This window comes from Sporosarcina koreensis, from assembly GCF_000826145.2.
GTDB lineage: Bacteria > Bacillota > Bacilli > Bacillales_A > Planococcaceae > Sporosarcina > Sporosarcina trichiuri.
The window spans coordinates 542,511-566,967 of record NZ_LN651337.1 but is presented as its reverse complement, the minus strand read 5'-3'; the positions used below and the strand labels follow the sequence as shown (position 1 = coordinate 566,967).

27 protein-coding genes are annotated in these 24,457 nt (G+C 54.3%); 10 read left to right on the top strand and 17 right to left on the bottom strand.

All coding sequences use genetic code 11. The features are described 5' to 3' along the window. Window positions 1-990, bottom strand: coding sequence for a substrate-binding domain-containing protein (locus tag BN1190_RS08500; RefSeq protein ID WP_040286503.1), 990 nt, complete (start codon window positions 988-990; stop codon window positions 1-3). Window positions 991-1,174: 184 nt separating this feature from the next. Between BN1190_RS08500 and modA the strand changes: the two genes are divergently transcribed. The 5 genes from modA (at window position 1,175) to BN1190_RS08475 (ending at window position 4,284) form a co-directional block, all read left to right on the top strand. Continuing rightward, window positions 1,175-1,963: a molybdate ABC transporter substrate-binding protein gene (modA, locus tag BN1190_RS08495; RefSeq protein ID WP_040286502.1), complete on the top strand. Its 789-nt coding sequence runs from the start codon at window positions 1,175-1,177 to the stop codon at window positions 1,961-1,963. Window positions 1,964-1,984: 21 nt separating this feature from the next. Next, window positions 1,985-2,665, top strand: a complete 681-nt coding sequence (modB, locus tag BN1190_RS08490; protein ID WP_040286501.1) for a molybdate ABC transporter permease subunit — start codon at window positions 1,985-1,987, stop codon at window positions 2,663-2,665. A 13-nt stretch (window positions 2,666-2,678) separates the two neighbouring features. Beyond that, window positions 2,679-3,332: an ATP-binding cassette domain-containing protein gene (locus tag BN1190_RS08485; protein WP_040286500.1), complete on the top strand. Its 654-nt coding sequence runs from the start codon at window positions 2,679-2,681 to the stop codon at window positions 3,330-3,332. 43 nt (window positions 3,333-3,375) lie between these two features. After that, window positions 3,376-3,810, top strand: coding sequence for a GNAT family N-acetyltransferase (locus BN1190_RS08480; protein ID WP_040286499.1), 435 nt, complete (start codon window positions 3,376-3,378; stop codon window positions 3,808-3,810). A gap of 102 nt (window positions 3,811-3,912) precedes the next feature. Beyond that, entirely contained in the window at window positions 3,913-4,284 is a 372-nt protein-coding gene (locus BN1190_RS08475) for a hypothetical protein (RefSeq protein ID WP_040286498.1), read from the top strand. Between the two features lie 179 nt (window positions 4,285-4,463). Here BN1190_RS08475 and BN1190_RS08470 read toward each other — a convergent pair whose 3' ends face one another. The 3 genes from BN1190_RS08470 to parE all read right to left on the bottom strand — a co-directional run bounded on the left by BN1190_RS08470 (window position 4,464) and on the right by parE (window position 10,229). Further along, window positions 4,464-5,702, bottom strand: coding sequence for an MFS transporter (locus BN1190_RS08470; RefSeq protein WP_052461836.1), 1,239 nt, complete (start codon window positions 5,700-5,702; stop codon window positions 4,464-4,466). A gap of 112 nt (window positions 5,703-5,814) precedes the next feature. Then, window positions 5,815-8,259 (bottom strand): DNA topoisomerase IV subunit A, encoded by a 2,445-nt coding sequence (parC, locus tag BN1190_RS08465; RefSeq protein WP_040286497.1) that lies wholly within the window; start codon window positions 8,257-8,259, stop codon window positions 5,815-5,817. Continuing rightward, a complete protein-coding gene (gene parE / locus BN1190_RS08460) occupies window positions 8,256-10,229 on the bottom strand; it encodes a DNA topoisomerase IV subunit B (protein WP_040286496.1) in 1,974 nt (657 codons plus the stop codon). Before parE ends, parC begins: the two co-directional genes overlap by 4 nt. Window positions 10,230-10,448: 219 nt before the next feature. Here parE and plsY point away from each other — a divergent pair, with 219 nt between their 5' ends. After that, window positions 10,449-11,051: a glycerol-3-phosphate 1-O-acyltransferase PlsY gene (gene plsY, locus BN1190_RS08455; protein ID WP_040286495.1), complete on the top strand. Its 603-nt coding sequence runs from the start codon at window positions 10,449-10,451 to the stop codon at window positions 11,049-11,051. Window positions 11,052-11,087: 36 nt separating this feature from the next. After that, window positions 11,088-11,381, top strand: a complete 294-nt coding sequence (locus BN1190_RS08450; protein WP_040286494.1) for a HesB/YadR/YfhF family protein — start codon at window positions 11,088-11,090, stop codon at window positions 11,379-11,381. 199 nt (window positions 11,382-11,580) lie between these two features. Here the strand turns inward: BN1190_RS08450 and BN1190_RS15240 are convergent, their stop codons facing one another. From BN1190_RS15240 to acnA, 3 genes are all read right to left on the bottom strand, one after another. Next, the gene (locus tag BN1190_RS15240) at window positions 11,581-11,676 is read right to left on the bottom strand and encodes a putative holin-like toxin (RefSeq protein ID WP_244898705.1); all 96 of its coding nucleotides are present in this window, start codon (window positions 11,674-11,676) and stop codon (window positions 11,581-11,583) included. A 443-nt stretch (window positions 11,677-12,119) separates the two neighbouring features. Beyond that, the gene (locus tag BN1190_RS08445; RefSeq protein ID WP_040286493.1) at window positions 12,120-12,545 is read right to left on the bottom strand and encodes an acyl-CoA thioesterase; all 426 of its coding nucleotides are present in this window, start codon (window positions 12,543-12,545) and stop codon (window positions 12,120-12,122) included. Between the two features lie 102 nt (window positions 12,546-12,647). Beyond that, on the bottom strand, window positions 12,648-15,359 hold the full coding sequence (gene acnA, locus BN1190_RS08440; protein WP_040286492.1) for an aconitate hydratase AcnA: 2,712 nt from the start codon (window positions 15,357-15,359) through the stop codon (window positions 12,648-12,650). A 205-nt stretch (window positions 15,360-15,564) separates the two neighbouring features. On the opposite strand from acnA, the gene BN1190_RS08435 reads away from it, so the two are divergent. Both BN1190_RS08435 and BN1190_RS08430 read left to right on the top strand, forming a co-directional pair. Next, a complete protein-coding gene (locus tag BN1190_RS08435; protein WP_040286491.1) occupies window positions 15,565-16,110 on the top strand; it encodes a cysteine hydrolase family protein in 546 nt (181 codons plus the stop codon). A 103-nt stretch (window positions 16,111-16,213) separates the two neighbouring features. After that, window positions 16,214-16,471 carry a GlsB/YeaQ/YmgE family stress response membrane protein gene (locus BN1190_RS08430; protein ID WP_040286490.1) on the top strand — a complete coding sequence of 86 codons (258 nt, stop codon included), beginning with the start codon at window positions 16,214-16,216 and terminating at the stop codon, window positions 16,469-16,471. A gap of 43 nt (window positions 16,472-16,514) precedes the next feature. Here the strand turns inward: BN1190_RS08430 and BN1190_RS08425 are convergent, their stop codons facing one another. The 5 genes from BN1190_RS08425 to BN1190_RS08405 form a co-directional block, all read right to left on the bottom strand. After that, on the bottom strand, window positions 16,515-17,180 hold the full coding sequence (locus BN1190_RS08425) for a lytic transglycosylase domain-containing protein (RefSeq protein ID WP_040286489.1): 666 nt from the start codon (window positions 17,178-17,180) through the stop codon (window positions 16,515-16,517). A gap of 22 nt (window positions 17,181-17,202) precedes the next feature. Continuing rightward, window positions 17,203-17,790: an SCO family protein gene (locus BN1190_RS08420; protein WP_040286488.1), complete on the bottom strand. Its 588-nt coding sequence runs from the start codon at window positions 17,788-17,790 to the stop codon at window positions 17,203-17,205. A gap of 109 nt (window positions 17,791-17,899) precedes the next feature. Then, a complete protein-coding gene (locus BN1190_RS08415) occupies window positions 17,900-18,031 on the bottom strand; it encodes a YvrJ family protein (RefSeq protein WP_082023382.1) in 132 nt (43 codons plus the stop codon). 85 nt (window positions 18,032-18,116) lie between these two features. Then, complete coding sequence (locus BN1190_RS08410) at window positions 18,117-18,338, bottom strand: DUF2922 domain-containing protein (RefSeq protein ID WP_040286487.1); 222 nt, start codon at window positions 18,336-18,338, stop codon at window positions 18,117-18,119. Between the two features lie 35 nt (window positions 18,339-18,373). Continuing rightward, window positions 18,374-18,592, bottom strand: coding sequence for a DUF1659 domain-containing protein (locus tag BN1190_RS08405; protein ID WP_040286486.1), 219 nt, complete (start codon window positions 18,590-18,592; stop codon window positions 18,374-18,376). Between the two features lie 126 nt (window positions 18,593-18,718). Between BN1190_RS08405 and BN1190_RS08400 the strand changes: the two genes are divergently transcribed. Next, window positions 18,719-19,141, top strand: coding sequence for a DUF2621 domain-containing protein (locus BN1190_RS08400; protein WP_040286485.1), 423 nt, complete (start codon window positions 18,719-18,721; stop codon window positions 19,139-19,141). 22 nt (window positions 19,142-19,163) lie between these two features. On the opposite strand, the gene BN1190_RS08395 is transcribed toward BN1190_RS08400, so the two are convergent. The 5 genes from BN1190_RS08395 to BN1190_RS08375 all read right to left on the bottom strand — a co-directional run bounded on the left by BN1190_RS08395 (window position 19,164) and on the right by BN1190_RS08375 (window position 24,419). Continuing rightward, window positions 19,164-19,691, bottom strand: coding sequence for a CcdC family protein (locus tag BN1190_RS08395; RefSeq protein WP_179860765.1), 528 nt, complete (start codon window positions 19,689-19,691; stop codon window positions 19,164-19,166). Further along, window positions 19,688-20,011 carry a thioredoxin family protein gene (locus BN1190_RS08390; RefSeq protein WP_040286484.1) on the bottom strand — a complete coding sequence of 108 codons (324 nt, stop codon included), beginning with the start codon at window positions 20,009-20,011 and terminating at the stop codon, window positions 19,688-19,690. The genes BN1190_RS08395 and BN1190_RS08390 overlap by 4 nt, the downstream gene beginning before the upstream one ends. A gap of 18 nt (window positions 20,012-20,029) precedes the next feature. Next, entirely contained in the window at window positions 20,030-20,740 is a 711-nt protein-coding gene (locus BN1190_RS08385) for a cytochrome c biogenesis CcdA family protein (RefSeq protein ID WP_040286483.1), read from the bottom strand. 146 nt (window positions 20,741-20,886) lie between these two features. Next, the gene (locus tag BN1190_RS08380; protein WP_040286482.1) at window positions 20,887-22,665 is read right to left on the bottom strand and encodes an ABC transporter ATP-binding protein; all 1,779 of its coding nucleotides are present in this window, start codon (window positions 22,663-22,665) and stop codon (window positions 20,887-20,889) included. After that, window positions 22,665-24,419: an ABC transporter ATP-binding protein gene (locus BN1190_RS08375; protein ID WP_040286481.1), complete on the bottom strand. Its 1,755-nt coding sequence runs from the start codon at window positions 24,417-24,419 to the stop codon at window positions 22,665-22,667. Before BN1190_RS08375 ends, BN1190_RS08380 begins: the two co-directional genes overlap by 1 nt. Between the last annotated feature and the right edge of the window lie 38 nt (window positions 24,420-24,457).

Genomic DNA, 24,457 nt, shown 5'->3' with positions numbered 1-24,457 from the left:
TTATGGTGTGTCATATAATATCTGCCCCATTCGCGAAAAGTCGTATCCTTGAATTGAGGCTAATTCTTTCCGGAACGATTCGGATTGCAGAATACGGATCACCGTGTCCCGGAATTCGGCATTCTCCGGCTTCTTCAGCATGACAAGGTCATATTGCTCAGTCGTGATCGGTACAAAATCGACATTCACGAGGCTGGCGGCCTTTTCGATGCCGACACCTGTATCGGCTTCGCCGGCAGCAACTTTTCCCGCGACTGCCAGATGTGTCTGTTCGATCGTACTGTATCCGCTGATGGTCCGCGGAAGGATCCCTTCCAGGCGCAGCCGTTCGTCCGTTAGCACCCGGATGCCTGAGCCAAGTTCCCGGTTGACGAATCGGATATCATTCCGGTTGAGATCCCGCCAGCTCATGATCTGTTTCGGATTGCCCGGCTGTACATAGAAACCCGCTTTCCGGGACAGCATCTGGATGACGGTATACTCACGGCCTGTCAGGAGTCTCCGGATATAGGGCAGGTTATAGGATCCCGTGTCGCCGTCGAACAGGTGTGTGCTCACCAGGTCCGCATCCCCCTGCAGCAGAGCAATCAGGTTTGCGAGACTTCCTGTATGGGACCGCAGCGTGCGCCAGCCGGCAGAAGACGCCGAGATCTCGTTCGCCAGCAAGTCGAGTGTGACATCCTGCCCGCTGATAATGAGGGGCTGTACTGTCCGGGGGTGAGGGGCTGCAGGAGGGGAAGTCGTCTCGTATTGCTGATTGACAGGCGGTGCCTTGGCTACTGGTGCTTCAGCTGCAGACACGGAAAGCCGGCCGCCTTTCATCCGGTTTTTGTAGGCTTCGAAGTCCGCTGCGTCGACACGCATCTGACGGCCGACCCGGTAAGCTGTGATTTCCCCTTTTTTTATGAGATCGTAAACTGTCAGCTTGGATACTTGAAGGAACTCTGCAAGATCTTCAGTTGTATAGGATATTCCATCATTCGGTTTCAAGATATATCCCTCCGTTCGTTTCCTCCATTCTCCTTTATCCGGAAGAAGAATGCAATAGATATAGATAGACTAATCTAATTATTTTTAATACTATATAGATAAAAGTAGATATAGGAAGTGTCGTTGTGTTATAAGTAGTTATAAGCAAAGATATAGAATGATATATAGAAAAGGGGAGCTCGGTATGAAGCGTGCGTTAGCAGCAGGGCTGGCGGCGGCCGTCCTGGTTTTGTTGGCAGCCTGTACTAATACAGAAGATAGTGATGAAAAAGGGAATGCCCCGGATAATGTCGAATTGCGTATATCAGCCGCTGCGAGTCTGACAGATGCCTTGGATGATTTCAAGAAGACATACGAAGAAAAACATGAGGGCGTTAAGCTGACTTTCATGTATGGGGGATCCGGCAAACTGGCAACAGCAATCGAGAACGGAGCGCCTGCCGATCTGTTCCTGTCCGCCAGCAAGAAGGATATGGATACACTGGATGGAAAGGGGCTCATCGATGGGCCGACACGGAAGGACTTCACAACGAACACACTTGTCCTCATCACAAATGAGGGCACAGCAGATCCGATTACAAGCTTTAAGGACATCGACCCGGCGGATATCGATCATTTCGTCATCGGCGAGCCTGGAAGCGTCCCGGTTGGCCGGTATACGAAAGAGGTTTTCGAGTCTCTCGGACTTTGGCGAAAGATGCAGGACAAACTTGTGCTGGCTTCGGATGTCCGGCAGGTGCTGACACAAGTGGAGCTCGGGAACGCGGAATATGGTATTGTTTATTCAAGTGATGCATTCATCTCGGATAAGGTCAAAGTGGTAGCGGAAGCGGACCCGGGCTGGCATACCCCGATCGTGTACCCGGGAGCGGTCGTGAAAGATTCCAAGCATCCCGAAGAAGCGGAGAAGTTCTTTGACGAATTACTGGGGGATGAAGGCCAGAAGGTACTGGAGAAATACGGCTTCAAGTAAGAAATTGGGGAGGTGGACGCAATGGACATGCATCCGCTGCTGCTGTCCGTGAAAGTGGCGGCCATATCGACGGTGATCGTCTTCATATTTGGTGTATTTCTGGCCCATCTGTTCGCAAAACACAGGTTTTTCGGCAAATCGGTGCTGGAATCGCTGTTCCTGCTGCCGCTCGTCCTGCCGCCGACAGTTGTCGGGTTCGGCCTCCTGCTGCTGTTCGGCAAGAAGGGCTGGATCGGCAGCTGGCTGCTCGAGACGTTCGACATCCAGATCGTCTTCACATGGACCGCCGCTGTGATCGCCTCCGTGGTCGTCAGTTTTCCGCTCATGTACCAGAGTGCGGCGGCAGCCTTCGAAAACCTGGACGGGAAGCTGGAGGATGCCGCCCGGACGATGGGTGCTTCCGAGTGGCGGGTGTTCCGCACAGTGACCTTTCCGCTTGCATGGCCGGGTCTGCTTGCAGGACTCATCCTGTCGTTTGCCAGAGGACTCGGCGAGTTCGGTGCCACCCTCATGCTCGCCGGATACATACCAGGCAGGACGGACACGATGCCGATGGCCATCTACTTCGCCGTGGAAGCCGGTCAGATGGAAAACGCATCGTTCTGGGTCATCATCATCACAGCACTCGGGTTCAGTATCATATTATGGTTGAATTGGTGGAGCAGACGGAACTTGCGCCGGTTTGCCGCCGACAAACGTTAGGCAGGTGTGAAAAGTGCTGGAAGTTGCGATCAGTAAACAGCTTGGCCATTTTAAACTGGAGGTAGAATTCGAGGCTGGCGAGGAGATCATCGTCCTGGCAGGTCCTTCCGGGGCAGGGAAGACATCGATCCTGCAGGTGATTGCAGGCCTCACACACCCGGACAGCGGCAGCATCACGCTGAACGGAAGGCGATTTTGCGGCGGGCCGGGAAGACCGCTGCCTGCCCGGGACCGCAATATCGGCTATCTGTTCCAGGACTATGCGTTGTTTCCGCATATGACCGTCGAACGCAATATACTGTACGGAGTGGGAAAAGACCAGCTTGCAGACGCCCGGCCCGTCATCAACCAGCTCCAGGAAGTGCTCGGTATCGGTCACCTGCTGAAGAAATATCCCCATCAGATCTCAGGCGGCGAAAAGCAGCGTGTCGCACTGGCGCGCGCACTCGCTGCGGAGCCCGATCTGCTGCTGCTGGATGAACCGCTGTCGGCACTTGACGAAGAGACCCGCGAGGAATGCCAGGATGAGGTGCTGCGGCTGCATGAGCTGTGGAACATCCCGTTCATCGTCGTGACACACAGCCGGTCGGAAGCAGAGAAGCTCGGGGACCGCATACTGCGGCTGAAAAAGGGCTCGCTTGTCGAAGAAAGTCGTGGAACAATATAGAAAACCCTGCAGAGCTTCAGGCGGGTATCGGAGGGGATCCATAGTGGGAACAATCGAGATCACCGTTTTACGTACCGAAGAGGAATTGCTGGAAGGGTTTCCGATCATGAACCAGCTGCGGACACATCTGAACGAAAAAGAATATCTGGAACTCGTCTACGAGTCGGAAGCGAAAGAACGGTACCAGCTGCTCGGCCTGCGGGATGACGGTATCCTGAAGGCGCTGATCGGCTTCAAGCCGATGATCACGCTGTATTACGGCAGATCGCTCTGGGTCTGCGATCTCGTGACCGACAGTGCTGCACGTTCAAAAGGCTATGGTGACCAGCTGCTGACCCATGTCGAGAAGTGGGGAAAAGAGCATCACTACGAATCGATCGCACTGTCGTCAGGCATCCAGCGGACCGATGCGCACCGTTTTTATGAAGAGAAGATGCACTATCATAAGGTCAGCATGGTGTTCAAAAAGAATTTCTGAAACGGAAAGTGCGGTTTTTGCTGTATGCGAACACCGATGCGAACAGCCGGCGGAACTGGTTCGCCGCCGGTTAATCTCATTTAAATATAGGAGGAATCCATCATGTGGATCAACCGGGACGGACAGTTGTATCAGGCAGCCGATGAGACGCGGGTCAAATTCCGCACATCACTCAGCGCGAAAGTACTGGAAGAGCTGAAACAGCGAGCCGATGAACACGGTACGTTTGTGAATTATTTGCTGGAAGACGGATTGAAAGAACTGCTGCAGCAAGAAACGATCCATTTTACGAAAGATATGCGGCCGAAAGACCGGATCCAGTATAAGACGACGTATGACGAAGTGCTGCTCGAGCAAGTGCGTGCAGCTGCGAAAGAGCATAAGCTGTATATCAATGATGTGATTGAAGCCGGTGTGCAGTTCATCGATGCGGAACGTGCAAAAAGGGGGCAGCATCGGTATCGTATTGAGTAATAAGAAGGTTATCTTTTAACGCCCCCGTCATAATATATATTATAGGAAGTTATGTATCAATTGCAAGTATACTTATGATAGTGAGATAAAACGCGAAATTTAAGATGACTCACGGCAACTTAAAAAGCCGCAGCAAAGTTCATTGCGCTGCGGCTTTTCCGTCTGTAAGATCATTCTGTTCACGTTGCTGGTTTCACCGGCATAACCGGTTCGGTTTCAACTTCCGGCTCTTCCAGATCGATGTTACGCCGTCTCATCTGCACGTAGAATATTGCGGTCAATCCGATGCTGATCATACCGAAACTCATCACCATCACTTGCATCCCGACAATATCCAGCAGCGCCCCCGCCGCCAGCAGTACGACCTGGAACATGACCCGTTCCAGCATATTGCGGAATGAGAAAAACCGGCCATGGTATGCTTTCGGCATCTGTTTCTGGAAGACGACCATCGCTGTCGGGAAAAAACAGCCTAAACTGAATCCGAGCAAGGAAAACGCAGTCAGTACGGCGAACTGGCTCTCTGTGAAGAACAAGATGAACTCAGCAACCCCTACCATGCCTGCAAAGAAAAACAGGATTTTTGCGGTCTGCCATTTCATCGCAATCCGTTTGACGGCGAATGATCCCACCATGAACGCGACGCCTTCACATGTATAGATCAGTCCTTTGATGGATGCAGACTGCTGGATCTCACTGATATTGATGACAATCAGGTTGAACGCCCCGAGGAACAGCAGCGGGATGAGGGTCATGATCAGTGTCATACCGACCGCCGGATACATCTTCAGCACAGGAAAAACATCCATGAATCCGCTGTTTGGTGTACCGGCCGTTCCGGTGCTCCCTTCCCCCTTCCCTTCATCGATCGTCAGCATGAATGTGAAGACGAGCAATATGGCGTAGGCGGCAATTGATATCCAATAGAGTGACGACAGCGACCAATAGACGAGAATCACGCCGGCGAGCGCAGTCCCGGAGACCCGGGCGATCGTCGCAACATTCATATGGAGCCCGTTCATCGTCAGCAGCTCCCCTTCCCTTACGACAAGCGGGATGGCCGCCTGCAGTGCCGGAAAATAGAAGGTGGCGGCCAGCTGGATGCTGATGACGAAGGCGAGCATCCACCAGACGGAGCCTGCAGCGATCGCAATGAGCATGAAGACGACACTGACGAGCCGTCCGGCGCCCGCAATGATCAGAATCCGTTTCTTCGGCTGCTGGTCGATGATCCTGCCGGCGAGCGGTCCGGCCAGGATGCCGGCTAACAGGCCGACGGATAAGATGAGTGCTTTGACGAAGTCGGATGGGATCAGGCCCTGCATGAATTCCAGATTGCCGATGATTCCGGTCCACAGCCCGATTCCCGCAATCAGCTCCCCCGATAGAATAATCCAGACATTTCGGTTTTTCCACAGCATGCCAGTTCCCTCTTTCTGTTTCTGGATAATTCGCTTCTCGAACTAGTATACGACAAAACACGAAAAAAGCACACGAAAATTAAAAGAATTTTCGTGTGCTTCCGGATGGTTACTTCGAATCCGGTTTATCGGTCTTCGCTTTCGGTTCATAGTAGAGCCGGACAGCTTTGCCGTTTTTCGCTTCGTCGGACAGCGTGCTGCCATTCGACAGCCGGTCTGAAAGACGGAGTTTGCCGGCGTCCACTTCGATGCGCGGTTCGTGCTTCGCGGACAGGATCAGCGTTTCGGCAGGTCCGGTCAATCTGGCGCCGATCACCCGGTACGGATTCTTCTTCAGTTCCTTGAGGATCATCAGGCCGCGCTGCGCCCGGCCGCCGATCTCAATTTCCTTCAGGGCGGTCCGTTTGACGGATCCGCGCTGTGTTGCAACGACAATGGAGGCAGTGCTGTCGGTGATGACATCGAGCGCCGCCACATAGTCATCGGTCTTCAGGTTGATGCCTTTGACACCGGCTGTACGGACGCCTGTCGTACTGATTTCACTTAGCGGGAATCGGAGGATGTATGCCTGATGGGTCACCAGGACAACATCTTCACTGCCTTTGACGAGGCGCACGTCGATCAGCCGGTCGCCTTTCTTCACATTCATCGCCTTGTAGGAGCGGCCATACCGCTGGACTTGATAATCAGCGAGCTTTGACAGTTTGATGAACCCATTCGCTGTCACAGTAAGAAGGGAATGGACATCATCGAATGCTTCGAGGCCGATCGCCGCCACAAGCGTCTCACCCGGCTCGAGTGAAACGATGCTCGAAATGTGCTGGCCGAGGTCCCGCCACCGGATATCCGGCAGTTCGTGGACCGGCTGATAGATATAATTGCCGAGAGACGTGAACAGCAGCAGATGATGCTGCGTATTCATCGTCTGTTCGAACAGCGGATAATCCGACTCCTTCATATCCATGCCCGCACCGTTCGAGGCCCCGTACGACCGCATGCTCGTGCGTTTGACGTAGCCTTCCTTTGTGACGGAAACGACAACTTCCTCGCTCGGTACGAGAATATCGAGATCGACTTTCAAGTCTTCGATCTTCTCTTCGATGACCGAGTTCCGCGGTTCCGCGAACTGTTTGCGCACCGCATGCAGTTCCTTCTCGATGACGCGGGACAGCTTCTTCGGACTCGTGAGGATTGCATTCAATTCCTCGATCTGCTTCCTCAGCTGCTCCTCTTCCTTTTTCAGTTCCGTAATATCCGTATTTGTCAGGCGGTACAGCTGTAGCGAGACGATCGCCTCCGCCTGCACTTCGGAGAAGCCGAAACGGGCGATCAGGTTGTTTTTCGCATCCCGTTTATCGTTGGACTCCCGAATTGTCCGGATGACGTCGTCGAGGATGGAGAGCGCCTTGATGAGTCCGTCGACAATATGGAGACGGTCTTTCGCCTTCCGGATATCGAATTCGGAACGGCGTGTGACGACGTCCTTCTGGTGCTCGATATACGCATCGAGCAGCGTCGGAAGTGTCATGAGTTTTGGACGTCTGTCGGCGATCGCCACCATGTTGAAGTTGTAGGCAACCTGCAGATCAGTGTTTTTCAGCAGATACCGGAGGATCGGATCTGCCGGGATGTCCTTCTTCAGTTCGACGACAATCCGGAGTCCTGTGCGGTCCGATTCATCGCGCACTTCGGAAATACCGTCGAGGCGGCGGTCAAGACGGAGTTCATCCATCTTCTTGACCAGGTTCGCCTTGTTGACGTCATATGGGATTTCCGTGATGACGATCTGGGATTTGCCGGCCTTCAAGGATTCGATCTCCGTCTTCGAACGGACGATGACACGACCTTTGCCGGTTTCATAAGCGGCTTTGATGCCGTCGGTCCCCTGGATGATGCCGCCTGTCGGGAAATCCGGCCCTTTCAGTACGGTCATCAGCTCTTCGACGGATGCTTCAGGATTCTCCATCCGCATGAGGACAGCATCGATCGCTTCGTGGAGTGCATGCGGCGGGATGTCCGTCGCGTAGCCTGCCGAGATGCCGGTCGATCCATTGACGAGAAGGTTCGGGAACCGCGCCGGCAGTACGGTCGGCTCCGGCTCGGTATCATCGAAGTTCGGGATGAAGTCGACGGTTTCCTTGTTCAGGTCGTTCAGCATCACGCCTGCAATGGCGGACAGCCGGGCTTCGGTATACCGCATGGCAGCTGCCGAGTCACCGTCGACCGATCCGTTATTGCCGTGCATCTCGATCATCAGATGACGCAGTTTCCATTCCTGGCTCATCCGCACCATCGCTTCATACACGGACGAATCGCCATGCGGATGATAGTTGCCGATGACATTCCCGACTGTTTTCGCCGATTTCCGGAATGCTTTGTCATGCGTGTTCCCTTCGTTGTACATGGCGTACAAGATCCGCCGCTGCACCGGTTTCAGGCCGTCGCGCGCATCAGGCAGCGCCCGGTCCTGGATGATGTATTTACTGTAGCGGCCAAAACGGTCGCCGATGACTTCCTCTAGCGGAAGATCCTGAAAGCGTTCTGCTGCATTCATTCAGTTTCCTCCTCCATATGCAGGAATTCGTTTTCCAAGATGGTCTTATCTTCTTCGAGACCGAAGTCGACATTGTGTTCGATCCAGCGGCGGCGCGGTTCGACCTTATCGCCCATGAGCGTCGTGACACGCCGTTCGGACTGTGCGCCGTCCTCGATCGTGACGCGGATCAGCGTGCGCGTCTCAGGATTCATGGTCGTTTCCCACAGCTGGCCGGCGTTCATCTCCCCGAGACCTTTATAGCGCTGAAGGATGTAGCCTTTGCCGACCTTTTTGATGGCCGCATCCAAGTCGCGCTCCGTCCAGGCATATTCAATCTTCTCTTTCTTGCCTGTGCCTTTCGAGACTTTGTAGAGCGGCGGCAGGGCGATGTACACTTTCCCCGCTTCGATCAGCGGTTTCATATACCGGTAGAAGAACGTCAGCAGAAGCACTTGGATATGCGCGCCGTCCGTATCGGCATCTGTCATGATGATGACTTTGTCATAGGCGGCATCGTCGATTGTGAAATCCGCACCGACGCCTGCGCCGATTGTATGGATGATCGTGTTAATCTCTTCGTTTTTCATGATATCTTCGAGTTTCGCTTTTTCGGTGTTGATGACTTTTCCGCGCAGCGGCAGGATCGCCTGGAATGTACGGTCCCGTCCCTGTTTGGCAGACCCGCCGGCAGAGTCGCCCTCCACAAGGTACAATTCGTTCTTCTTTGCATTCTTCGACTGAGCGGGTGTCAGTTTGCCGGAAAGCAGTGTGTCGCCTTTCTTGCGCTTCTTGCCTGAACGCGCGTCTTCCCGCGCTTTACGGGCCGCCTCACGCGCCTGGTGGGCACGTACAGCTTTCCGGATCAGATTGGCGCTCAGTTCAGCGTTCTCCTCGAGGAAATAGAGCAGATGCTGGGAAATGACGGCGTCCGTGACGGTCCGCGCCTCGCTCGTGCCGAGCTTCCCTTTCGTCTGCCCTTCGAACTGGAGGATCTCTTCCGGTATGCGCACCGAAACGATGGCTGCGATCCCCTCCCGGATATCCGCACCATCGAGATTCTTATCTTTTTCCTTCAACAGCCCGGTCTTCCTCGCATATTCGTTGAATACACGGGTCATCGCCGTTTTGGCACCCGTTTCGTGCGTGCCGCCGTCCTTGGTCCGCACATTATTGACGAACGACAGGATCGTTTCGGAATATCCATCATTGAACTGGAATGCATATTCCACTTCGATGCCGTCCGATTCGCCTTCAAGATACGCGACTTCATGAAGCGTGTCCTTCTCTTCGTTCAGATAGGAGACGAACGCTTTGATGCCCGTTTCGTAGTGAAATGTCTCGGTCTTCCCTGTACTCTCTTCCGTCAGGACGATTTTCAGCCCTTTCAGCAGGAATGCCGACTCCCGCAGACGTTCCGCAAGAATGTCATATTGGTATTTCGTCGTCGAGAAAATCGACGCATCCGGCTTGAAATGGATGGTCGTGCCGGTGTCTTTGGCTTTCCCGATCACTTCAAGCCCGGTTGCCGGTTTCCCGCCATGTTCGAACCGCTGACGGAAAATCTTACCGTCCCGGTGGATCGTCACGTCGAGCCATTCGGATAAGGCATTGACGACGGAAGCGCCGACGCCATGCAGGCCGCCGCTTGTCTTGTAGCCGCCCTGGCCGAACTTCCCGCCGGCGTGAAGGACAGTAAGGATGATCTCCGTCGTCGGCTTCCCTGTCCTATGCGTGCCGGTCGGCATGCCGCGTCCGAAATCCCGGACGCTGATACTGTTGTCTTCATGGATGATCACATCGATTTCCGATCCGTAGCCGCTCAAAGCCTCATCGACCGCGTTGTCGACAATCTCGAACACAAGATGGTGCAGCCCGCGGCTGTCCGTGGAACCGATATACATCCCGGGCCGTTTGCGGACGGCTTCCAGGCCTTCGAGCACTTGGATGGAATCATCATTATACACATTCAATTCTTGTTGTTTCGTCAAGGTGCAACCCCCATCAAACAAATGTTCTTATTTAGTTCATGATACGCCGGCGTGCAGACCGTGTCAAACCGCTGCACCGGCGCTTTGCTTACATAATTGTATAGAAGAAGCCTTTAATATGCAATGCCGGCACGGATGCATGGACCCCTGATTGTCGCACGGCTGCTGTTCTGGTAAACTGGATAGTATCTTTATCACTATCTACCGAAGGGGCTTTCTATGGAGACTGTAATTGTTCTAGTACTTGCATATGTGATCGGCTCCCTGCCGTCCGCACTCTGGATCGGCAAGCTGTTCTTCAAGACGGATATACGCCAGCACGGCAGCGGCAACATGGGGGCGACCAACACGTTCCGGGTACTCGGAAAAAAAGCCGGTATCTTCGTGACAGCGTTCGATATCCTGAAAGGGACTGCCGCTGTACTGCTCGTATCGCTTCCTGCGTTCAGTGATGTGCACCTCCACCCGCTCCTTGTCGGGATGGCAGCGGTCATCGGGCATATCTTTCCGGTGTTTGCAGGGTTCAAAGGAGGAAAGGCGGTCGCGACGTCCGGCGGTGTGCTGCTCGGCTACAGCTGGCCGGTCTTCGTGCTCGTCATTCTGACGTTCCTTCTCGCACTGAAGATCACGAAGATGGTCTCGCTCAGTTCCATCATCGTTGCGGCGATGGGGGCTGTTTACGGATTCATCTATTACCTGATGACAGGTGACATCTACTTGGAGGCGGTCATCGTGCTGATGGGCGTGTTCATCGTAATCCGCCACCGTGCCAATATCGGGCGTATCAAGGCAGGAACCGAGCCAAAAGTGAAGTGGCTGTAATAAAATCAAGCGGACAGCGAAAGGTGGTGTTGCTGGATGGAAATCCGGATTACACAGAAGGCGGCTGATTGGTTCAAGGAAGAAATGGATGCAGAACGCGGCGAGGCTGTCCGGTTTTTCGCACGCTATGGCGGCAGCAGTCCGCTCCATGAGGGCTTTTCGCTCGGCGTGACGAAGGAGCAGCCGGACGAAGCTGCCGTGGAAGCGGAAACGGACGGCATACGGTTCTATATTGAATCCCGGGACGTGTGGTATTTCGACAGCCACGATCTCCATGTCGATGTGGATGATACGATGGGTGAGCTGAAGTTCGGCTATGTCCGGAGCTGAGCAGGAAACTTCAGGCAGGCTGCAAAACTGGACAGAGCATTTCACGTTTGGTATACTTGCGTTGAAATCAGGATACAGTAAATAGGATCAGGAAGATGTGGTGATCGACCTGGCCCTGCAATAGAAAACAGCGTTCGCTTCAAAGGCGATCGCATAGTGCTGAGTAAACCGCTCCTATGCTTGTCGGCTCAAGGGCGGTTTACTTTTTTCTTGAAAAAGTATATGACAAAGCGAGAACTGCTGTGATCAGGCTGCCAAAGCCGATCATCAGGCTGACTGCTTCATATGATGTCATACGCATCACCCCCTCCCGGCCTGGAACAGGCTGCAGGATTGCAGGTATGCGAACCGCCTATGAGCTCGTACTGTTTCTATCTGTCTATCAGTATACCATAAAGTCAGGACGGGCACATACGTTCCTGTCCTTTTTTTGCTGCATCATGCCGGTTCCGGGCGTGATGCTTTTTTGGCTGGTATGGATTGTACCGCGGGACTTGCCGACAGTAAACGAGCGGAAGCGAGCACAAGCCAGGGGGTTTTGCAGTACTGCTGTCTTATGCTGATAAAGGGCTGCGCCCGCTGTCGTATAGGTGAGAATTGTGAAGTTATGAGCGCGAACCGGTGGTTTATGAGCAAAAATCTGCATTTATGAGCACATTCGTCAATGTATGAGCAAAACTTGCTTCCGACAGCAAAAAACGCCCTGTTTCATCAATAAGACGACGGGGCGTTTCTGCATCATTCGGCTGATTTTGCAAGTTCGGCATATTTCGCATCCCACTCGGGGGCGATCTTGCGCAGCGACACCGGGCGGAAATTGTCTTTCCGCACGACGACGTGTTCCGACACGGCGGTCGCCGCCACGGTACCGTCGGCGTGCAGGATTTCATAGCCATAGACCGTGCGCAGTTTTCCGTGGGACTCGATCCACGTACGGACGGTCGCGGTTTCACCATACCGCATGGCGGCTTTGTAGTTGACCGACAGATCGGTCACCGGCGACAGGTATCCGTCCGCCTCCAGTCCTGCATAATTGAAACCGAGGTCCTCGATCAGCTTCGTGCGGCCGATCTCCATCCAGACGAGATAGTTCGCATGGTAGACGACGCCCATCTGGTCCGTTTCCGCATAGCGGATTTCAATCTCTTTTTCACTGACATGCATGTCTGATCACCTCTTCTACCCCGCCAGTATACCGAAATTCCGTCCGTCCTGCACAAAAAACCCCTTCCCTGACAAGCGTCAGGAAAGGGGCGGCAGGCTGGCTCAGCCTTTCATCTTGTCGCGGAGCACCATTTGCAGGATGCCGCCGTGACGGTAGTAGTCGATCTCCACTTCGGAGTCGAAACGTGCGAGTGCCTCGAATTCAGTGACGGTGCCGTCTGCCGCCGTCGCTGTCACTTTGAGGATATCGCGCGGGCTGACGCCTTCCGCGATGTCGACGCTGATCGCTTCTTCGCCTGTCAGTCCGAGGGATTCCGCGTTCTGTCCGTTGATGAACTGAAGCGGCAGGACACCCATCATAACGAGGTTCGAACGGTGGATCCGCTCATAGCTCTCGGCGATGACTGTCTTGATGCCGAGAAGGGACGTTCCTTTGGCTGCCCAGTCACGGGACGAGCCCATACCGTAATCTTTGCCGGCAATGATTGCGAGTCCAGTGCCGTCTGCCTGGTACTTCATGGCAGCGTCATAGATCGGCATGATCTCTTTGTTCGGCCAGTAGGTCGTATAGCCGCCTTCCGTTCCTTTTGCAATCTGGTTGCGGATCCGGATGTTGGCGAACGTACCGCGCATCATGACTTCGTGGTTTCCTCGGCGGGAGCCGTACGAGTTGAAGTAGCGCGGCTCGACGCCATGCTCACGCAAGTACAGTCCTGCAGGTGTATCCTTGCCGATCGCACCAGCCGGCGAAATGTGGTCGGTTGTGATCGAATCGCCGAACTTCCCGACAACGCGCAGATCTTTCAGTGCGCTGATGTCTGCAGGTTCTTTGGAAAGCCCTTCGAAGAATGGCGGGTTCTGGATGTATGTGGAATTCTCATCGAAATCATACAGCGCTTCGTCTGTCGTTTCGATTGCATTCCATGCTTCGTTCTCTGTGAACACGCGTGCATATTCTTTACGGAACAGTTCAGGTGTGACCGTCTTCTCGATCATCGCCTTCACTTCTTCCGTCGATGGCCAGATGTCATTGAAGTAGACATCTTTGCCGTCTTTGCTCTTGCCGATCGGCTGTTTCTTGAAGTCGATGTCGACTGTTCCGGCAAGCGCATATGCGACGACGAGCGGCGGAGATGCCAAGTAGTTGGCTTTGACGAGCGGGTGGATCCGGCCTTCGAAGTTCCGGTTCCCGGACAGGACGGAAGAGACAAGCAGGTCATTGTCCATGATCGTCTTCTCGATTTCAGGAAGAAGAGGACCCGAGTTCCCGATACATGTCGTACAGCCGTAACCGACTGTGTTGAAGCCGATCTGGTCAAGATATTTGTCGAGACCTGATTCTGCCAGGTAGCCTGTCACGACTTTCGATCCCGGTGCCAGTGAAGTTTTCACGTAAGCCGGCGGTGTCAGGCCGAGTTCGACAGCTTTTTTTGCTACCAACCCTGCGCCGAGCATAACGTACGGATTCGATGTGTTCGTACAAGATGTGATTGCAGCGATCGCGAGGTCACCGGTCTTCATTTCGATCGACGTACCGTTAGCGAATTCGATTGTGCCGCTCTTCTTGAACTCTTTCGGAGTGAGGCCGAACCCTTGGTTGCCTTCAGGTGCAACGACTGCATCGTTGAATTCACGCTTCATGTCCGAAAGCGGAATCATATCCTGCGGGCGTTTCGGTCCGGCAAGGTTCGCTTCCACTTGCGTCAGGTCGATTTCGATACACTCCGTATACACCGGCTCTTCTTTGTCCGGCGTGAAGAACATATCGTTCTCCTGCAAGTATTTTTTGACGACCGCAATGTGGTCTTCGTCGCGGCCTGTCAGCTTCATATAGTTGAGTGACTCTTCGTCAACCGGGAAGAATCCGCATGTTGCGCCGTATTCCGGAGCCATGTTGGCGATGGTTGCCCGGTCTGCAAGCGGCAGTTCGGAAACGCCTGGTCCGAAGAACTCGACGAATTTGCCGACGACGCCGTGTGCACGCAATGTCTGCGTCACTTTGAGCGCGAGGTCAGTCGCAGTCGTGCCGTTTGGCAGTTCGCCTGTCAGCTTGACACCGATAACCTGAGGAATCGGGAAGTAAGAAGGCTGTCCGAGCATGCCGGCTTCCGCTTCGATACCTCCGACACCCCATCCGAGGACGCCGATTCCGTTGATCATCGTTGTATGGGAGTCCGTACCGACCAATGTATCCGGGTAGGCTTCGAATGAGCCGTCTTCGTTTTCGATTGCATGGACAACGCTTGCCAGGTACTCGAGGTTCACCTGGTGGACAATCCCTGTAGCCGGCGGAACCGCGCGGTAGTTGTCATATGCTTTCTGCGCCCAGTTCAGGAACTGGTAGCGCTCTGCGTTCCGTTCGAACTCGAGCTCCATGTTCTTCTGGAGGGCATCATGCGTGCCGTAGCTGTCTACCTGCACGGAGTGGTCGATGACGAGATCGACCGGGATTTCCGGGTTGATCTTGTCCGGGTCTCCGCCCATGTCCGCCATCGCGGAACGCAGGGATGCGAGGTCGACGACGACCGGTACGCCTGTGAAGTCCTGCAGGATGACGCGGGATGGCTTGAATGGCACTTCTGCATCGGCATCCGCGTCTTTGCCCCACTTTGCCAGGTTGTTGACATGGTTGTCTTTGATGACATATCCGTCATGCTGGCGAAGGACGGATTCCAGAAGTACTTTGATCGAGTAAGGCAGTCTTGAGACTTTTGCAATACCTGCGTCCTCCAGCGCCTTGATGCGGTAGTAGTTATACGTCTTACCGTTCAGGTCGAATGAGGAGCGGCTGTTGTGGAAATTGCTCTTTGTCATTGCTGAATTCCTCCTTTACGTACTGAAAAGGCTTTAAAAATAAGCGTCTTTTCTCTACTCCATCATATAACAGCAAAGTCTATAAGTAAATTACATTAAATTTATAGTAGTCCATAAGAAGAATCGATATGATGACTGTTCTGATGAACGGATGGCCTTTTCTCAGACTATGTGCATAATAGAAGAAAGAAAGGAAGTGGCTGAATTGAAGAAGGCATTGCTGGTCATCGATTACACGGAGGATTTTGTCGCGGAAGACGGCGCATTGACGTGCGGGGCGCCCGGAATGGCGCTCGAGCGGTATATCACACAGCTCACACAGGAATTCATCGACCGGGAGGAAGCAGTCGTCTTTGCGGTCGATGTGCACGAAAAGGATGATCCCCACCACCCCGAGTCCCGGCTGTTCCCGCCTCATAACTTGCGCGGCACACCCGGGCGGGACTTGTACGGTTCCCTGAAAACATTATATGAAGAAAACAAGGAAGCGATCCACTGGATGGATAAAACCCGATACAGTGCGTTTGCCGGAACGGATCTCGACATCTGGCTGCGTACCCGTACTATCGATGAACTCCATTTGACAGGAGTCTGCACCGACATCTGTATTCTGCATACGGCTGCTGATGCCTATAACCGCGGGTACAAGATCGTTATCCACGAAAAGGGCGTCGCGAGCTTCGATCCGGCCGGCCATGAATGGGCGCTCCGCCACTTCGAGAACACGCTCGGTGCCGAACTGATCCGCTGAAGCAGCCTCCCTTTTTTTCGCTGTCATGTTTGAAGTATAGAATTTGTGGCTATAACAAATACTACACCAGACAAATTACTAAAGCGAAAAGGAGAGGAATCACATGCTAAGTTTTCTTTGGTTTTTAATCATCGGAGGTATTATTGGCTGGATTGCCGGACTTATTCTTGGTAAAGATATCCCAGGCGGAATCATCGGTAACATCATCGCTGGTATCGTAGGTGCATGGGTCGGCGGAACACTGCTTGGAGAATGGGGACCGAAAGTATCGGACTTCTATATCATCCCGGCGCTGATCGGTGCACTCGTCCTTGTATTCATCGTCAGCCTCGTGCTCAAAGCGATGCGCAAGGCTTCGTAACACCAGGCATAGCAAAAAGGACTTCGCATATTGCGGAGTCCTTTTATTTTTTGGCCTGTTTAGTCTGCTGGGCTTCATACTCATCGAAAAACCAAAGGACGTCCTCTACGTACTTGTCACTATGATTGTAATGATAAATCGCTTTTTCGATATGGCCGTCCGCCGCCCCGCTTTTCGATAAGTAGTTCGCGGCGCTGAAGATGGCATCCTCGAGATTGTACGGATCGGCCTTCCCGTCTCCGCTGCCATCCACGCCGTATCCGCCGTACTCCGCGATGATTGCAGGATCGGTCTTGTCCTTTTCGGGGATATCCCCTTTGCCGAGGCCGCTGCAGCCGGGATAGCTCCACCCGACGAATGTACACGGCATGAACTGCATATGCCCTTCTGCGCCAGTCGGTGACAGCAGCGGATCCATCGTGGAAAAGCGGGTTTCGACCCGATGATGGGCTGCAAGCAGCGTCCATGGGATGTCATACTCGTCGGCAGCCGCTTTATAGATCGGGATGTATTCGTCCGGAATGGTGAGTCCGCCGTGCCGGTCATGCAGATCGATCAGCGTACTCGCGGACTTCTGGATGACCGACGGATGGCGGAGGGTTGTCCAGATGATGGCGGTCAAGGTGAACAGGACGGCTGAAACCGGTACAAGCAGTGCGATCAGCAGCAATTTCGCCTTCGCGGTCAGCCTGCGTTTCTTTTTCTTCACCCGTCCCTCCCCTTTCCTGCAATCAGTCTTGTTTGCTCAGTGTTTTCATGTCTTTGACAATCGTGTCGAATGGTACGTCTTCGTTCCCTGCGTAGGTTTTCACGACTTTCCCTTCTTTGTCGACCAGACCGAAACGTGAGCCGTGGATGACCTGATCGGAATTTGGATCATCGATGACCGGCATCTTGAACGATTTGACAGCAAGATCGCTGATGTCATCCATCGTGTAACCGGTCAGCATCTCCCATTTTGATTTGTCCGGCACGTCAAAGGCGTCCAGGTATTCGCCGAGTTTTTCAGGCGTATCGACTTCCGGATCCACACTGAAGGAGACGATTTTATAGTCTTCCACCCCTTTTTTCTCGAGGCCTTCCTGGATTTCCGCCATGTTGCTCATCATCGGCGGGCAGACAGTCGTACAGCTGGTGAACACGAACTGGGCCAGCCAGATCTCGCCTTTCAAATCGTCCAATGAAACCTTCTCATTGTTCTGATCGGTGAATTCGAACGGAGCGATGCTGTAATGGTGGTCGGCTTTGAAGCCGCCGCCGCACGCACCCAAAATCAGAGACAGCATAAGGACGCTCAGTAACAATGCTTTTTTCTTCATGACTCTTCCTCCAAACTCTGTGCACTCACTTTATCATATCGAACCGGCAAACGCCAAACAACCGGGATTTCCACAGTTGTTTGGCGTTTGTTTGTCGGAACTGTGAAGACTATTTCACTTTCAGCAGGACGAGGGCGCCGTGGATCGCTTCCAGTTTCGTTTCCAGCCGATGCAGCAGATAGAAGGATACGAACACTGGAAAGCCGATCTCCTGGATGAACCCCATCGACAGCTCAAGCATCTGTTCCACGTTTTTTCCCTCCTTTATGGTGTACGTCCGAAAAAGCCGGTCCCAGTCACTGGACTGGATACCGGCCTCTCCCCCCTTACTTGGTTTTGATGAGTTCGTTTACACTGCGGTCGATGATGCGGGCGCTTTTGACTGCTGTCAGGACATCGCCGTCCTTCTTGAATGCAGCGGAATCGATGATCTGCTGCATGGCGGCTTCCACCTCCGCCGGCGTCAGGTCGCTGCGCGGTTCGTCCACGGTCATGATGAAGTCCTTGCCGTCGGACTTGGTGAAGACAAGCTGCAATGTGAGTGCCATTCAAGTTTCCTCCTTCCGTTTTGAGTTGCCTGCGGTTAGTCGGTGACAGTCGATGTAACGACTTTCTCGTACGACATTACAGACCATGCCGACAGCTGGCCGAGCGCTGTCAGAGCTGCCTGCAGACTTTCCGGTGAAGCGTTCCGTTCGACGAACCGGTATGTTTTCGTCCGGCTGATCAGACGGCCGTCCGGTGTCTGGCCGGCGTCGAAGATGATCTTGCCTGTTGCAGTCTGGAATTGAAGTGCTGCCATGTGTGTTCCCCTCCTTTCACACTCTACATAGACGCAGAAGAAGGAAAAGGATACAATGTTCGTGAAAGAGTTTCAGTTTGCAGGTACAATGGATAGGAAGAGAGTCTGTAAAGAGGTGAACGAATCATGCCAGGCTGGTTTATCTGGTTTATCGTCTTCTGGTGCATCGTGCTGATCGTCCTGTTTGGAATCGGCGGCTTTTTCATGTTCCGGAAGTTTTTGAAAGTGTTCCCGAAAGAGGATGGGAAATCGACGCTGGACTGGGAAGAGTATTATGTCGACCGGTCGCTGCATCTGTGGAATGACGAGGCGAAGGGGCTGCTGAACGAACTGGTCCAGCCGGTGCCCGAGCTGTTCCGGCCGGTGGCGAAGCAGAAGATCGCCGGAAGGATCGGGCAGATCGCACTGGACGAACACGCGAAACGAATCGAGTTCGACCATATCATCCGCGGTTACATCGTTGCGACGCCAAAGCGCGACCATAAATTCCTGCGCAAGAAACTGACGTCAATGGACGTCGATATGACGCCGTATGAGCATCTGTTTTAACGCAAAAAAGAGAGGGACCCGGTCATTTCACCGGAAGTCCCTCTCTTTTTTTCAATCGGCTGTATTTGACGAGCATCCCGATCCGCCAGGGGATGATCATGGAGAACGCGAGGATGAAAAACATGCCCGCGAGTTCCCCGACGTCGATCGAACTGCTGAGAATCAGCTTGGCGACCAGACGGAAGATCAGCAGCCCTGCCAGAATGAAGATGAACGCCTTCGACCGCTTGACGAACAGATTGCCGTCCTTATGCTCGAAATTCGTCGTGGCGATCAGGATGGTCGAGAATAACAGGCCGACCGCCATCGCTTCGAACACTTGGTTTTTCGGCACCTGGAACTGTGTGAACAAAAACATCAGCAGTCCCGACGACATGAAGAGCGGCGGCAGGATGATGCGCACCGGTGTTATGGGGCGCTGTGCCGCTTTCGATCGGACGAAGAATGCAAGCAGTCCCATGACAAAGAAAACGACGGTCGACCCGACAATCAGGACGACAGGCGGGATATCGTTGAAAATGGTATCGAGCAAGCCCTGGATCCGGTTCATCCGGACACCGCCTCCTTGAGCTCGTCCAGCCGCTTCCGCAAGTCATCCATCGGCACGAACCGCGCAAAACGCGTCAGCTCCCGGCCGCGGCTGAACAGGAGGACGACTGGAGCGGTGAACAGCGCCAGCTGGCCTGCCATCTCAGGCACGTCCGACACATTCACCCGGGCGAACGGGAATGGATAGGCCGGTTCCAGTGCCGCCACTTGCGGATACAGCCCGTCACAGACGGAGCAGCCGTCCGTTTTCACGAACAGCAGGACGGCTGTTTCCGAAGCAGCGAGCTGCTGCCAGTCATCATATGAAGTTACTTCAATCATTCAATCCAGCCTCCCTGCTTAAAAGCCTTGGAAATCCCCGAAGATCGGGCTGAGCAAGCTGATCAGGTATGTCATGCCGTCAAAGAACAGGATGATACCGAAGACGATCATCAGGACGCCCCCGATGCGCATGATCGTCCGGTTATGGCGCCGGATCCAGCCGAGCCGTGTCACGAAGAACGACAGGACGAAGAACGGCACTGCAAAACCGAGGACGTACATCATCATGTAGAGCATGCTCGATCCCGGATTGGATGCGGCGAGTCCGATGATCGCCCCGATGATCGGGCCCATGCATGGCTGCCAGCCGGCGGAGAACGCCAGACCGATCAGCGCCGTACCGAGATAGCCGGACGGCCTGTTCTTGAACTGCAGTTTGTGTTCCTGCATGAGGAACTTCGGCGTGAAGACACCTGCCACCATCAGTCCGAACAGGACGATGAAAATTGCGCCCACCTGCCGCAGAAGGTCCATATATTCGATGAAGAACCGGCCGATGAAGGACGAGCCGAACCCAAGGAAGATGAACACGATGGAAAATCCGAGCAGGAAGAATAATGTATGCAGCATCCCATTTCGGCTCATGCGCTTCTTATCAGACGTCAGATCCTCGATGGACATACCGGTTATGTAGGAAATGAATGCCGGATAAAGCGGCAGGACACACGGGGAGACGAAGCTGAGAAAACCCGCGCCGAATGCAAGGAATACGTTCACATCTGCTGCCAATGAACTTCCCCCTTATCAGTTTGTCTGAATTTGCTTCTCCATCGTATCAGAACAGGGCGGCGAATACGCACATTTTGTCTGTGAACAGTTTATGACATGTGAAAAGCCGCACGCAGCGGAACCTGCGTGCGGCTTGACCCAGCTGGTCAGGCGGTCTGCCCGTTCTGCAGCTGATACATTTTGTAATAGAGCCCTTTCTGGCGCAGCAATTCCTGATGAGTCCCCCGCTCTGCGATCTCCCCTTTGTGCAGGACGAGGATGAGTTCGGCATCCTGGATGGTGCTCAGACGGTGCGCAATGGCAATGGTCGTACGCCCTTTCCGCATCTTCTGCAGGCTCGCTTGGATGGCAATCTCCGTCTCGGTATCGATGTTGGCCGTCGCCTCATCGAGCACCAGGATTTTCGGATCGGCCGCCATCGTGCGGGCGAACGCGATCAGCTGGCGCTGTCCGCTCGAAAGCGTGGCGCCGCGCTCCATCACTTTATGGGCATAGTTCCCTTCAAGCTGTCCGACGAATGCATCCGCCCGGACGAATTCCGCTGCCGCCCGGACGGTTTCGGAAGACATCCCGGAATTGTGCAGCCGGATATTGCTTTCGATATCCCCGTAGAACATGAACGGATCCTGCAGGACAAGCCCCACCTTGCTGCGCAATTCTTCGGCGGAGTAGGATTTCAGCGACCGGCCGTCGATGGTGATGCTCCCCTGCTCGTATTCATAGAAGCGCATGAGCAGGTTGATGATCGAACTCTTGCCGCTGCCGGTATGCCCGACGAGTGCCACGGTTTCACCGGCGTTCGCGGTGAAGGAAATGTCTTTCAGGACATCGTTCTTGCCGTCATAGCTGAACGTCACATGATCGAAGACGATCTTCCCTTCCGTGATCGATGCAGGCTCTGTCACTTGCTGGACAGGCTCCATATCCGTTTCATCGATCAGCGTGAATACACGGGAGGCGGACACGAGTGCCTGCTGGAAGATCGACATCCGGTTCATCACCTGCTGGACCGGCTGGAACAGGCGGCTCAACAGCGTCGTAAAGGCATAGATGACGCCGACGTCGACGGCCGAGACCAGGGACGTGAAGCCGAAATAGGCGAGTGCAGCAACAACGGCTGCCGTATACAGCAGGTCAATGAACGGCCCGAGCAGCAGGCTGTCGAATTTGATGTTCCGGCGGCCGGCCCGGTAATGCCCTTCATTGATGGTCCCGAATTCATCCGCGAGCCGCTGCTCCTGACGGAAGGCCTGGATCATACCCATGCCGGAGAGCGATTCCGAAATCTTGCCGTTGAGCTGGCTGAGACGCTCCCGGATATCTTGGTAGAAATCCGCGCTGTAATGGCGATAGACCGCCACCAGCACCGCGAACAGCGGCAGCAGGACAAGTGAATACAGCGCCAGGGACGCATCGAGTGAGAAGAGGGCGATGTAGACACCGATGATGCCGAAGATCGCCTGCAGGAACGTGACAACAACGCTGACGAACATCTCCTTGATCGCTTCGGTGTCGTTCGTGACGCGTGATACAATCGCGCCTGCCGGTGTTCTGTCGAAATACCGCATGCCGAGTCCCTGCACCTTTGTGAATGCATCGATCCGCAGCTGCTGGATGATCTTCAGGGCGATCCGCTGGAAACGGATCGACTGGAAGTACGAGATGACGACGACCGTCACCTGGACACTCACATAAGCAGCAAGCAGCCGGATGACACCTGTACGTTCGAAATTGAGCGGAACAAGATGATCATCGATGAACGACTGGATCAGCAGCGGACTGACGATCCCGCCTGTGGTCGTCAGGGCCAGCAGGATGAGCGCAAAGGCGATCGAGAGTTTGTGGGGTGTCAGATAGCGCAACAGCCGCACAAATACGCGGAGCTGCTCCCGTACCGACATCGTTGGTTGTTTCGTCTCTCCCATTACGCCTCACCTCCCTGTTCGACGGATGCTTCCAGCTGCTGCAGATCATACATCTCTTTGTAGCGCCCGCCGAGTGCCATCAGTTCAGCATGGGTGCCGGCTTCCGCGACACGCCCGCCGTCCATGACGATGATCTGGTGGGCATGCTGGATAGCACTCAGCCGGTGCGACGTAATGATCGTCGTTTCTCCGCTCCTTGCCGTCTTCAATGACCGGAGGATCGCTTCCTCGGTTTTCGCATCGACCGCCGAGAGCGAATCATCGAGGATGAGCAGTTCGGGTTTCATGAGCAGGGCGCGTGCGATGGAAATCCGCTGCTTCTGGCCGCCGGAAAGCGATACGCCGCGTTCGCCGACAACGGTCCGGTAGCCTTCTGCAAACCCTTGGATATCTTCATCGATGTGCGCAAGACGCGCAGCCGCCCGGATATCATCCATGGAGACGGTCGGATTGGTGAAGGCGATATTCTCTGCGATGGTCGTGGAGAACAGGAAGTGATCCTGCGGCACATAACCGATCGATTCCCGAAGGAACTGCTGTTTGTAATGCTGGATGGAGTGGCCGCCGAACCGGATCTCCCCTTCGAATCCATCGAATTCCCGGAGCAGCAGTTTCAGGATGGCGGTCTTCCCGGAACCGGTTTTTCCGACAATCCCCAGCGTTTCTCCCTGATCCAGCGCAAAGCGGACGTCCTGCAGGGCGGGTTTCGGATCACCTGGGAATGTGAAGGAATCGATATTGAAAACAAGATCTCCCTTCGGCCGCTCACTGATCGCCCCTGCGACGTCCGTCACTTCCGGCTCGACAGCCAGCAGATGGCGGATCCGGCTGTACGAGGCACTTCCCCGCTCGACAATGTTGAACAGGAAGCCGAACGCGAGCATCGGCCATGTCAGGAGGCCGAGATACGTGCTGAACGCCACCATATCTCCGACGGACATATCACCAGCAAGGATGAAACGCGCACCGAAGATGAACGAAATAATGGAAGAGACGGCGAAGATTCCGCCGATGGTCGGGTCGAACAGAGCATCGATCCGGGCGACGCGCATGTTCTTCTCCACGACTTCGTCGGACAGTTCCTTGAAATCTTCGATGTCTTCTTTCTGCTGGCCGAATGTCTTGATGACTTTCATGCCTGAAATGCTTTCCTGCGTCTTATCATTCATGCTGGAAAATGCCTCCTGCGCCGTACGGAAGTGCCGGCGCAGCAATCTCCCGTAGAAACTTGTCAGGATGATCATGAGCGGGATCGGAACGAGGGCGATCAGGGTCAGTTTCCAGTTGATTGTCAGCGCCATCGTCAAAATGACGAAACCGCCCGTCGAAAGGGAGTCGAACAGAGTGAGCACCCCCATGCCGGCGGTCTGCTGGACGGCGCTGACATCATTGGTGGCATGGGCCATCAGGTCCCCGACCCGCCGCTTCTGGTAGAATGCGGGTGACATCTTCAAGAAATGATCGAACAGCTGCTTGCGGATGGTCCGGGCAAGTACGATGGAGGAGCCGAAAATCATGACCCGCCACACATAGCGGAACACATACATGGCGGCACCCGCTGCTGCCAGGATGATGAGCCATCTGGTCAGCTGGCCCGCGTCAAGTGTTCCTTCGGTAATATCATCGACGATATAGCCGATGATCTTCGGCGGCAGCAGCTGCAGAATCGAAACGAGCACAAGTGCCGCGATGCCGGTGAGGTATTGCTTCTTCCGCTGTCTGAAAAACCAGCCGAGCTGAATGAGTACGTTCAATGGACTTCCCTGCCAATCTATAGAGGACTCTGACCAGT

Bases quoted from the DNA above. Each gene is read 5' to 3' on its own strand.
- BN1190_RS15240 (WP_244898705.1), bottom strand. From the start codon at position 11,676: ATGACATCATATGAAGCAGTCAGCCTGATGATCGGCTTTGGCAGCCTG.
- plsY (WP_040286495.1), top strand. From the start codon at position 10,449: ATGGAGACTGTAATTGTTCTAGTACTTGCATATGTGATCGGCTCCCTG.
- BN1190_RS08400 (WP_040286485.1), top strand. From the start codon at position 18,719: ATGCCAGGCTGGTTTATCTGGTTTATCGTCTTCTGGTGCATCGTGCTG.
- modB (WP_040286501.1), top strand. From the start codon at position 1,985: ATGGACATGCATCCGCTGCTGCTGTCCGTGAAAGTGGCGGCCATATCG.
- modA (WP_040286502.1), top strand. From the start codon at position 1,175: ATGAAGCGTGCGTTAGCAGCAGGGCTGGCGGCGGCCGTCCTGGTTTTG.
- BN1190_RS08390 (WP_040286484.1), bottom strand. From the start codon at position 20,011: ATGATTGAAGTAACTTCATATGATGACTGGCAGCAGCTCGCTGCTTCG.
- BN1190_RS08430 (WP_040286490.1), top strand. From the start codon at position 16,214: ATGCTAAGTTTTCTTTGGTTTTTAATCATCGGAGGTATTATTGGCTGG.
- BN1190_RS08475 (WP_040286498.1), top strand. From the start codon at position 3,913: ATGTGGATCAACCGGGACGGACAGTTGTATCAGGCAGCCGATGAGACG.
- BN1190_RS08445 (WP_040286493.1), bottom strand. From the start codon at position 12,545: ATGCATGTCAGTGAAAAAGAGATTGAAATCCGCTATGCGGAAACGGAC.
- BN1190_RS08450 (WP_040286494.1), top strand. From the start codon at position 11,088: ATGGAAATCCGGATTACACAGAAGGCGGCTGATTGGTTCAAGGAAGAA.
- BN1190_RS08395 (WP_179860765.1), bottom strand. From the start codon at position 19,691: ATGAACCGGATCCAGGGCTTGCTCGATACCATTTTCAACGATATCCCG.
- BN1190_RS08380 (WP_040286482.1), bottom strand. From the start codon at position 22,665: ATGGGAGAGACGAAACAACCAACGATGTCGGTACGGGAGCAGCTCCGC.
- BN1190_RS08415 (WP_082023382.1), bottom strand. From the start codon at position 18,031: ATGCTTGAGCTGTCGATGGGGTTCATCCAGGAGATCGGCTTTCCAGTG.
- parC (WP_040286497.1), bottom strand. From the start codon at position 8,259: ATGAATGCAGCAGAACGCTTTCAGGATCTTCCGCTAGAGGAAGTCATC.
- BN1190_RS08410 (WP_040286487.1), bottom strand. From the start codon at position 18,338: ATGGCACTCACATTGCAGCTTGTCTTCACCAAGTCCGACGGCAAGGAC.
- BN1190_RS08420 (WP_040286488.1), bottom strand. From the start codon at position 17,790: ATGAAGAAAAAAGCATTGTTACTGAGCGTCCTTATGCTGTCTCTGATT.
- BN1190_RS08405 (WP_040286486.1), bottom strand. From the start codon at position 18,592: ATGGCAGCACTTCAATTCCAGACTGCAACAGGCAAGATCATCTTCGAC.
- acnA (WP_040286492.1), bottom strand. From the start codon at position 15,359: ATGACAAAGAGCAATTTCCACAACAGCCGCTCCTCATTCGACCTGAAC.